Raw genomic sequence first — 10,416 nt, 5'->3', positions numbered from 1 at the left:
TGGAGTAATACGCAAAATCACTCAGGCCATCGCCATTAAAATCGCCGGTCTGAACAGGGGTTTGGGACTGTTGCCTCACATCAATGAAGCTTTTTGCGACAAACTGCGCCCCTTCCCCTTGCCATACGGAGAAGCGGGTGCTGCCATCATCTAAAACCGATTGCACCACTAAATCGGCTTTTTTATCCCCAGTGGTATCTGCTAAGAAATACTTACTATTGCTGCCTAATCGTCCAAGGCTCGTGCTTGCGCCCGCGACAAAGCCGCTTTCACCAACCAACCACGTATTGGCGACCACGGTGCCATCCAGCTGGCGACGAACTTCTACAAGATCACTCTTGCCATCACCACTCAAGTCCCCAACCAAATAGCGAGTAGTACTACTCCATATACCAAGTTCGGTACTTGTCCCTAATTGATAGCCTGTTCCAGTTGAAACCCATTGCCGAGCCACTGCCGAGCCACTATTATCATGTACGATTTCCAGTAAATCTTGGCGCCCATCCCCATTCAGATCTGAATCCAAGTAGACGCTATCAGCCCGCCAATCTCCTTTTTGTGCAAAAAAACGACCGTTGTTATACCAAATAGTCGGTTTAACGCTGGAACCACCCGTTGTGACTAAATCTGCCCGGCCATCACTATTGGTATCGATCAATTGATAGTTGGTGCCTGCTTGCCAATCGCCCAGAATATTGTCCGTTCCTCGCACATACGCGATGCGCCCACCACCATCAACGGCCGCCAGCCATACCGAGGCGACAGCTTTACCATCGGCATTCTTCCAGATCTGAATCAGATCCGTCCGCCCATCCCCGTTCATATCCGCCGCAAAAAAGCGATCCTCGCCCTTGCCCTGGCCTAAATTCGTCGTGCCCCAATTGCTAAAGTCAGACACATCACGATGCCATAGCGTTAAATTAAACGTACCATCGGTTTCTCGCGAAACGCGCATCACATCCTGACGGTTATCTCCATCTGCATTCCCAGTAAGGAACACAACGTTTTGATTGATGCCCCCCATATATGCTTGCTCAAAATTACTGAATCCGCCTGCAGCCGTACCAAGTAACAGATTCTGATAATTCTCATTATAATAATTGGAGTAATACGCAAAATCGCTCAGGCCATCGCCATTAAAATCGCCGACCTGGATAGGGGTTTGGGACTGTTGCCTCACATCAATGAAGCTTTTTGCGACAAACTGTGCCCCTTCCCCTTGCCATACGGAGAAGCGGGTGTTGCCATCAACTAAAACCGATTGCACAACTAAATCGGCTTTTTTATCCCCAGTGGTATCTGCTAAGAAATACTTACTATTGCTGCCTAATCGTCCAAGGCTCGTGCTTGCGCCTGCCACAAAGCCACTTTCACCAACCAACCACGTATTGGCGACCACGGTGCCATCCAGCTGGCGACGAACTTCTACAAGATCACTCTTGCCATCGCCATTCAAGTCCCCTGCCAAATAGCGAGTAGTACTACTCCATATACCAAGTTCGGTACTTGTCCCTAATTGATAGCCTGCTCCAGTTGAAACCCATTGCCGAGCCACTGCCGAGCCACTATTATCATGTACGATTTCCAGTAAATCTTGGCGCCCATCCCCATTCAGATCTGAATCCAAGTAGACGCTATCAGCCCGCCAATCTCCTTTTTGTGCAAAAAAACGACCGTTGTTATACCAAATAGTCGGTTTAACGCTGGAACCACCCGTTGTGACTAAATCTGCCCGGCCATGACCATTGGCGTCAATCAATTGATAGTTGATTCCTGCTTGCCATTCCCCCAAAAGCAAATCGGGTTGAATTTCATATCGCTTTCTATTTACATCAAAATGCCATGTACTCAGTATTGCCTGACTGTCAGTGTCTTGCCAAACTTGCGCGATATCATCTAATCCGTCACCATTTAAATCAGCAACTAAAAACCCATAACCAGCGTGTACATTCCCTAAATCCGTCACTATTGGCGAAACCAATTCAACTCCGGAAGTTTGCCAAAAAGTCACGTATTGAACAGTGCTATTGATCCAGAACTCTAGAACAGCCGAATAGCCTGAACCATCTGATTTTGAAGCTTGATAACTGTGTCCTTGGTATCTATCAATCCCATTAAAACCCGAATTGCTAAAACTACTCCCATTCCATACGCGATTTTGAGCTCGATAATTACTACCAGCCTGATGACCATCAGCATTGAAGTCAGCTAAAAATGAAAAAGAAGAATTTCGCCCATCCATACCATCAGGGTCAGACATTGAGGTAAAACTTGTACCTGTCCATCTCCATGACTGAACCCTTGTATTACCATCGTGACGATCACTAAGAACTACAAGTTCTGCAGCATTACTTTCCGACTGATTTCCCAATAAGTAATTACTGTCTTCCTGCCAAATACCTATATCAACTTCACCTTGAAAACTAAACCCATCAACTCCTGATATCCATGAGCTAGCAATTGCTTTGCCATCACCTCTAGGACTGATTGCAACTAAATCACTTTTTCCATCACCATTTAAATCAGCAACTAAGTAGCGACTATCTTCACACCATGCCCCCAAAACTATTGCGGAGCCAGCAACATAACCAGAATCAGTTAAAATCCACTGACGTGCCAACGCATTCTGGTCCCCGAGTTGACTTATCTCTATTAAATCTCGCTTTCCATCATCATTTATATTTGCTGCAAGAAATGCGCTCTGACCAACAAAAGGGTATATTGCTGGAAAATCCCCGCTAAACACTTCATTTGTCAACGTAAATGAATAATCAACCTGCTGACTATTTCCACTGACACCCTCAATAAACAACCAGTATGTGCCCGTTGAGTCAACTCGAAAAGGGCTAGGATCATCACCGAAACTACGGGAAGAAACAAGCTCCACGCCATTATCATCAATTAATTTCCAATATGCGCTTGCTTTATCAAAACCTACAGAAGTAAACCTAATTAAATCATATTGAATCGCATCAAATTTATAAAGGTCACTTTTGTAACCTGAACTAAGTACACCACTTATTTTATCTTCAATTTTAATAGCATGTGCAGTTGACTTGTCATAAAGATGAAATGAATAACTATCCGTTATATCACTTTTTCTATCAAGCCTAGTCTGATCATTGCCCTCGCTAAGGTGAGGCCCCTCATTCGTTAAAAAACTACCTGGCGCTACTTTATCACCTTGTGAACTACTAATAGACCAATTCAAATCTGGGTTATATTCTTTGCTATCAAAGACAACCTTTTTTAAATCACCACCTGCAATAAGATAAGAGTCTTTTTTTCCAAAAAAATCTAAAGTTGTATCAACTGATACTAGAGTAGAGCTTGGGTCTGCAGAAAGTAAAACACGTGGCTCCAATGCTTCAAAGCGTACTTCAGGTAATAAATTATAGTCACTTAATGACGTAGTAGCGTCATAAGCAGCAAAGACTTTTTTCAGTGAATTCTTTATTTTTGTAGATGCTGATATAAATGATTTATCTTTTCCTGAATTACTACGGTTTTTATTTTTGTTACCCATATTAAAACTCCCCAAGTATTTTATTAATTAAATTGTATTTTTAATAATTAAAAAATATATTTACGCAGTAGTCATTCGATCAAATATCATTAAAAATTGCATTGCATTTAACACCTGTTGGTATGGAAAATTGAGCGTTTTTTATTTCCAAATAAACAACAAAAGTTCCGCTTCCTGCATCAATCAATTTATCTACCGTTTTTATTTCTGCTATATATGAAACCTTATTATTTATTTCAGGAAACACCTCTACATCTTTACCAATTTTTATTTTACCAAATAATTTTTTAGGTAAAATCACATGTACTTTTACTGGATTAAGTTGTGCAATTTTTAAAACGGATTTTTTACTAACTCCAGGCTCAACCATTTCTCCAGGAAAGGCGAGTTGCTCTACCACCACTCCATCAAAAGGGCTGCGCATTGAACGCAGGCTTAACAGACTAAGTTGTTGCAATAATTCTAATTTAGCAATTTGTCTATTTTCTTTAGCAACCAATAACTCTGCCTCAGCTAAGCGAAGCTCACTCTCTGCATTATCTCGGTCTTGAATTGAAACCAATTTATCTACAGCTAAATTGCGCTGCCTTTCAAATTTACGAGTCAAGAAAAGAATTTTATTTTCTGCTAATCGCATTGGACCTAATTGTTCCGACTTAAAGCGAGCAGCATTAACTGCAGATTGCTCCACTTGAGAATCCAAAGTTGCCAGAACCTGCCCTTTCTTAACACGATCCCCTCGGGTAACGCTCACGCGATCTAAAAGGCCCGTTGTTGGACTAGATAACACCACTGTTTTAGATGGCTCAATTAAACACTCAAAGGAAGATGCATATGCACTTACACACATAAAACACAACATGACCTTTAAGCAAACAAATACTCCCCAGCGACCTTTCACATCTTCCCCCAAAAAACTCAATAAAAGACAACCATTAACTTACAAAAACCCCAAATTATACAATATACATATGCAAGCATGTGGTAAATTTAAGGGGGGCTGTATGTAGGTCATTGCTTTTTACAGTGAAAACATACCGATTAAAGAAGAAAGTAAGCTAGATGCCAAAACAAAGATCAATCTCTTAACTCGAGATAAACCTACCTAGATTTCTAGTTCAACAAAACTCAAACTTGAAAGACAAAACATAAGTCATATTTGTAAAGCAATTTAATCAAGAAAAGCTGCCCCCCAAAAAAAAAAAAATCTTTTATTGATGCCGCTCCAGCATGCACGACTGTAGCAACTTGCTACACTTTTTTTACTCGTAAAACTCACCGTGTACAGCGTAAATTTTATAGTGTATCGTACACAGAAATCATACACAGTGAACACAGATGAGCGACATTTCGACCAAATGGATTGCCGTTGCCAACCATAAAGGGGGCTGTGGTAAGACCACTACCGTGGTTAATTTAGCTGCGGAGTTTGCCCGTAATGGCTTTACGGTTTTGGTGGTGGATTTAGATCCGCAAGCCAATGCCAGCATGCATATTGGTAAAAAGCACCCCAGCGAAGTGCCGGTGACTTGTGCCGAACTGCTTTTATCTGAAATCGAGAAACTACCCCAGGCTATTTACGACGACACCAATATTGAGGGTGTCTCACTCATTTATGGCTCACTGGGGCTGGGCCGGGCGGAGGATGATTTAAAAGACGATACGCCACGGCCATCAGAAGAATTACGCACCAAGCTTGCGCCGCTAGAAGGCATCTACGATGTGGTGCTTATCGATTGTCCGCCCTCTTTAAAGCTGCTCACCAGCAATGCGCTGGCAGCAGCCACCCATCTTATTATTCCAATTGAATCTGGGTCGCAATACGGTTTGTATGGCGTGACGGATTTGCTCAAGCACGTTAATAAAATTCGCAGAGTGAATCCTAGGCTGGAGCTGCTGGGTGCTTTGCTGATCAAGCACGATGAGCGCCAAACAGTTTGTAAGCTGATTGAAAATGCGGCGCGTGAGCAGCTGGGCAAGCTGATTCCCATCAAAATACCGACCAGCACTAAAGTCAATCAGGCCGCTATGGCGCAGACCAGTTTGCATGTGATTGATCGCACGGCCAAAGTAACGCGCGAATTCAAAGAGCTGACGCAATATATTATGAATGAGTTAAATATGAAGGCAGAAGTAAAATAATGGCCAAAGATCTAAAAGCATTACTCGCACAAAAACTAGCTGAAAACAGCCAGCGCCACGCGGATGCCCAGCAAGAAACAGATTTTGACGCAGGCCGAGAGCACACCCGGCTGGATGTGGCGCTAATCGACCCTAACCCGTATCAGCCCCGCAAAGCGTTCTTGCAAGATGAGCTGGAGATGCTGGCCACTTCGATTCAGGAATCAGGGCTACTGCAGCCGGTATCCGTGCGCCAAAACGGGGATCGCTACCAGCTAATTGCGGGTGAGCGCCGGCTACGTGCGCACAAGCTGCTTGGCAAAGCATCGATTGAAGCCATTATTATCCCGATGCACGATGCAGAAATGGCGGTGATGGCGCTGGCCGAGAACGTAGACCGCGCCGACCTTTCAGATTATGAGATTGGCAAAGCCCTGCGCCAAATTGAGCACCTCTTCCCTAGCAAAAAACGCTTGGCAGAATCGGTGGGAATCAATCGCGAAGATATGTACCGCTACTTTGCTTTTGAAACTTTACCCGAGCATATTCAAAACAGCCTTGAAAACAATCCACGCCTGCTTTCCCGCGCTGCAGCCGCCGATATCCGCCGCGTTTTGCAAGGCGTTGACGAAGTGCTCGCGCTGGTGGTGCTTGATGATGGCTGGCAGCAATTAGAGCAGGGTGAGCTGGAGCAATCCAAACTGGCCGCCTGGATAAGCCGCGAAATAAAGATCAGAACCCACACCGATAGCGATTCGCACGAGCGCGCATTACCCGTTGATTTTTCTAAAGCGGGGAAAAAACTAGGCACTTTAGTTTGCGATCATAAGCACCTCACCATCAAATTGCAGCGGCAAGCGCTCAGTAGCGCGCAAATTACCAAGCTTGAACAATTTCTGCATAAGCTCATTGCTTAAATAGACCTGATTATGTTTCTTGCTCATTTTTTGTCGTTGGTCTGAGCATATCAACGTGAATAGCGTTAACTCTTAGGGGAGCTGCTTGCTGCGCCCTCGCTGAACAGGGCGCAGCAAGCAGCGCCCCTACAGGATATTGGCCTACATGTAATATATTTGGCTTTGTTTGAGCAAGAGACATCATCAGGTAAATAGATGCAGCAGGTTGCTAGGCCGCTTGCTCATTGATAGAACACATCGGCAGTAATCGCGGTGTAGCAACTTGCTACACCGCTCTTAAATATCAAGTTATTTTGAAGCCACACTAGGGCCTAACGCCCCGCCAAGGGATGGCCGTTCTACTGATCTACACCCAGCGTGTGCGCATCTTTCTCCATATCACCCTAGCTTTGCCATAATGGCCTTGCCACCCACGCCTTGGCTCCAAGGCGAAATACCCCTTCAAAAATCCAAATACTGAACAGACGGCATTCGCCAAGCGAACAGCTTGGGTGGTCCCCCCTCGTTTTCAGAGCAAAACATGAACAATTCTAATCCCACAAAATCTAGATCCACCCTCCGTGAGCGCTTTCAGGCAGGTGACAAGCCAACCCAAAGCGATTTCTCTATGATTTTTGACCAAACGATCCACCAGCAAGAAGACAAGATCGTTGTGATCAAAGAAAGTGGCGGGGTATCCCTGACCATCGGCGAAGACGAGAAAGATAAATTACTGATTAATAGTGCAGCAAGTTTTAAAAAAGGCATCACGACCAACGCCCTGACCATCGATGGAAGTGGGCAAGATAAATTACTGGTCAGAAGCAAAGCCATTTTTGAGCAGGATTTAACAGCCAGCTCAGTGACCATAGGCGAAAACACATCCGGCAAGTTGTTGGTCAAAAGTGATGCCACCTTTGAAAAGGGCTTAAGCGCTGACTCCGTGACCATCAACGGAATCGGGCAAGGCGCGCTGCAGGTTAAAGGCGAGGCCTCCTTTGAAAAAGACTTAACCATAGGCTCCGTAGCCATTGATGGAAGCGAGCAAGGCAAGCTGTTAGTCAAAAATGATGCCACCTTTAAAAAAGGCTTAACCGCCAGCTCAGTAACTATTGGCGAAAACACACTAGGTAATCTGCAGGTCAAAAGTGATGCTACTTTTGAAAAAAACTTAACGACAAGAACCTTAACAGTTGGCAACGGCACGACAATTAGCCAGGTCATCAACACCAATATGGGAAGTGTGACAGAGGCTGCTAGCTCGCTGGCCACTGTTCAAGCGATCCGCGAATATGTGACAGATAACGCTGTGGGGCTTACCCAATATGACAACGCCGAAGCTGTTGTCACTATAAACCTGCCCATCAGTGACGGTGCCAATGGATATAAAGGGATCCCCAGCAATGACGCAAGCGTCGATGGCGCCGAGCTAATAGCAGGAAATCTTGTTCTTTTAACGAATCAAACAGATAAAACACACAATCACTTATGGGAAATAAGCGCGGGGTATTGGAAAAAGAAAGAAAAATTACAAACAGGCAGCGCTGTTTTTATTAAACAAGGAGATATCAATGGCGGCACCTTGTGGATAATGAAAAGCACCGATATTGCTAACCCACAATGGGTGCGCAGAGCAGATCTTGATTATTTGAAAGCAGGCGTCGGGCTTAACAAAAACGGGCAAACTTTATCTTTAAAGACACCGGCCAATAGTGGATTAATTTGTGATGGCAATGGTTTGGCCCTCAACATCCAGCAACTTTTTGTTTTTCTGCCCGAAACAGCAACACCGGCAGATATTCAAGCAAAACTCAATGCAGGCGCCATCTTTGTTGGCACCTATAAAGTGAGCTGAACATGAGCCTATTTATCCCGCCCTCAGGACTCACCCCACCACGCCAACTGGATAAAATCCACGTTGCACAAAATGGCCAGAGATACCAGCTGACGGCCTTATATGCCTTAGACTGTTCACGCCGATTGAAATTTGACCCACCCTGCCGATCGAATTTTGACCCAGGGCCGAGCGTTGCTTTTTATCGGAGCAACTGTGGATAAGTCTAGCAAATAGCGGGCCACTCACCCGCTATTTTTACGCCTTCAGGTTCGGCTTAAAACCGCTCAGCCTCGGTACTCGCTTCCTCCTTTCTGCTTTGCTCCCTTTGTTTTATCTTCGTTTTTGCTGCTAGGCTGCTGTGCTGGAAACGGTAGGATTCATTCCCCGTTTCTACAATGTGGCAATGGTGCGTCAGCCGATCCAACAACGCCGTCGTCATCTTGGCATCGCCAAATACACTCGACCATTCCGAGAAGTTCAGATTCGTGGTGATGATGACGCTAGTGTGCTCATAGAGCTTCGACAACAAATGAAACAGCAATGCGCCTCCTGCCTGACTAAAGGGTAAGTAGCCCAGTTCATCCAAAATCACCACATCCACTCGCATAAGCGCGAGTGCAATACGACCTGCGTTGCCTTCGCGTTTTTCTTTTTCCAGTAAATTGACCAAATCCACTGTCGAATAAAAACGGGCGCGCTTGCCGTGATGCGTGATCCCGCCGATCGCTAGCGCCGTTGCCAAATGCGTTTTTCCCGTGCCCGGACCGCCAATCAGTACGGTATTTTGTGCCGTGTCGGTAAAGGCCAATGTCGCCAGTTGACTGACCAGTGCTTGATCTACCTTGCTCGCGCTAAAGTCAAATCCCGCCAAATCTCGATGCACGGGGAACTTCGCTGCGCTCATTTGATGCTGAATCGAGCGCACCTTACGATCGCTGTGTTCTGCTTGCACTAAATGCTCAATCAGCCAGCCACAGGTCTCCATGCTCTGGCCGCCTTGGCTCTTCAGATCCAGCCAAGCGGCCGCCATCCCATGCAAGCGCAAGGCTTTGAGTTCGACACTCATCTCATGCATGGCTCGACTCCTCGTGGTCGCTGTCGAGCTCGCTCGCTGCACGCAAACCGTCGTAACGCTGGGTGTTCGCCTGTGGTTCTTCTGCTAATTGCAGCTGCGTTTCGGCACGGATGGTGGCCGGTGGGTCATTCAAGCGCGCCACTACATTTAAAATGTGTTCAATACTGATGACGCCTGACTCCAGTACCAACTCAACCGCAACCAGTACCGCATCCAAACCCGCCACCGGAACCGTGGCCAGCACTTGCGCCATCACCTTGTCTCCTCCGTTACGCCGTAACAACCTTTCCTTGAGCTGCAATAAGGGCGCAGGCATGGACGTAAAGGGCGCACCATTGCGTAAGGCTCCCGGCTTACGGGTAATCAGCGGAATATAGTGCAGCCAATCAAAGCTCACCTGCTGTTGCCCCGTCAGCCGCTGATGTCGGGCCATGATTTGATCATTCGCCACCACCACGACTTGCGTGGGATACAAGCGCACACTCACACGCTGTCGTGACCATTCACAAGGGACCGAGTAACGATTGCGCGCGACGGTGATTAAACAGGTGCTGGAAACTCGGGCTAGATGCTCAACGTAACCATCAAATGGGGTCGGCATCGGCATCATTTCCAAACGCTCTTGCTCCAACATCTCGGCAATGCTCAGACCTTTGAATTCGGGATGCCTAAGCACTCCCCATAAGACGCGACAACGCTCGGCCAGCCACGCATTCAACGCTTCAAAGGTACTGAACTTGATGCTTTGCGCCTCCAGCCAGATTCGCCGCCGACTATCTTGGACATTCTTTTCAACCACGCCTTTTTCCCAGCCAGAGGCGACATTGCAGAAGTCGGGATCAAACAAATAATGGGCGCACATCACCGAGAATCGGGCATTCACGATCCGGCCTTTGCCTTTGAGCACCTTATCGACGGCGGTTTTCATATTGTCGTAAATGCCCCGGCGCGGCACCCCCCC

Annotated in this window: 7 protein-coding genes; 3 read left to right on the top strand and 4 right to left on the bottom strand. The window is 46.2% G+C overall.

Features of this window, described 5'->3' with window-relative positions:
* Both R6242_RS21510 and R6242_RS21505 read right to left on the bottom strand, forming a co-directional pair.
* On the bottom strand, nucleotides 1-3,526 hold a 3,526-nt coding region (locus tag R6242_RS21510), incomplete at its 3' end, for an LEPR-XLL domain-containing protein (protein WP_318430825.1).
* Between the two features lie 79 nt (nucleotides 3,527-3,605).
* Nucleotides 3,606-4,427, bottom strand: a complete 822-nt coding sequence (locus R6242_RS21505) for an efflux RND transporter periplasmic adaptor subunit (protein WP_318430824.1) — start codon at nucleotides 4,425-4,427, stop codon at nucleotides 3,606-3,608.
* A gap of 437 nt (nucleotides 4,428-4,864) precedes the next feature.
* Between R6242_RS21505 and R6242_RS21500 the strand changes: the two genes are divergently transcribed.
* From R6242_RS21500 to R6242_RS21490, 3 genes are all read left to right on the top strand, one after another.
* Nucleotides 4,865-5,668, top strand: coding sequence for a ParA family protein (locus R6242_RS21500; RefSeq protein ID WP_318430821.1), 804 nt, complete (start codon nucleotides 4,865-4,867; stop codon nucleotides 5,666-5,668).
* Nucleotides 5,668-6,564 carry a ParB/RepB/Spo0J family partition protein gene (locus R6242_RS21495; RefSeq protein ID WP_318430820.1) on the top strand — a complete coding sequence of 299 codons (897 nt, stop codon included), beginning with the start codon at nucleotides 5,668-5,670 and terminating at the stop codon, nucleotides 6,562-6,564. Before R6242_RS21500 ends, R6242_RS21495 begins: the two co-directional genes overlap by 1 nt.
* 520 nt (nucleotides 6,565-7,084) lie before the next feature.
* Nucleotides 7,085-8,398: a hypothetical protein gene (locus R6242_RS21490; RefSeq protein WP_318430819.1), complete on the top strand. Its 1,314-nt coding sequence runs from the start codon at nucleotides 7,085-7,087 to the stop codon at nucleotides 8,396-8,398.
* 256 nt (nucleotides 8,399-8,654) lie between these two features.
* Here the strand turns inward: R6242_RS21490 and istB are convergent, their stop codons facing one another.
* Nucleotides 8,655-9,455 (bottom strand): IS21-like element helper ATPase IstB, encoded by an 801-nt coding sequence (istB, locus tag R6242_RS21485; RefSeq protein WP_318430817.1) that lies wholly within the window; start codon nucleotides 9,453-9,455, stop codon nucleotides 8,655-8,657.
* Nucleotides 9,448-10,416 (bottom strand): Mu transposase domain-containing protein (locus tag R6242_RS21480; protein WP_412100773.1); only part of this gene is annotated, 969 nt, incomplete at its 5' end. The genes istB and R6242_RS21480, both read right to left, overlap by 8 nt.

The sequence above is a fragment of the Iodobacter sp. CM08 genome (genome assembly GCF_033446605.1).
Taxonomy (GTDB): domain Bacteria; phylum Pseudomonadota; class Gammaproteobacteria; order Burkholderiales; family Chitinibacteraceae; genus Iodobacter.
This window is presented reverse-complemented; position numbering and strand designations above follow the sequence as displayed.

What these genes read in the sequence shown, in the direction of transcription:
- R6242_RS21500 (WP_318430821.1), top strand. Translation starts at nt 4,865, where the DNA reads ATGAGCGACATTTCGACCAAATGGATTGCCGTTGCCAACCATAAAGGG.
- R6242_RS21495 (WP_318430820.1), top strand. Translation starts at nt 5,668, where the DNA reads ATGGCCAAAGATCTAAAAGCATTACTCGCACAAAAACTAGCTGAAAAC.
- R6242_RS21490 (WP_318430819.1), top strand. Translation starts at nt 7,085, where the DNA reads ATGAACAATTCTAATCCCACAAAATCTAGATCCACCCTCCGTGAGCGC.
- istB (WP_318430817.1), bottom strand. Translation starts at nt 9,455, where the DNA reads ATGCATGAGATGAGTGTCGAACTCAAAGCCTTGCGCTTGCATGGGATG.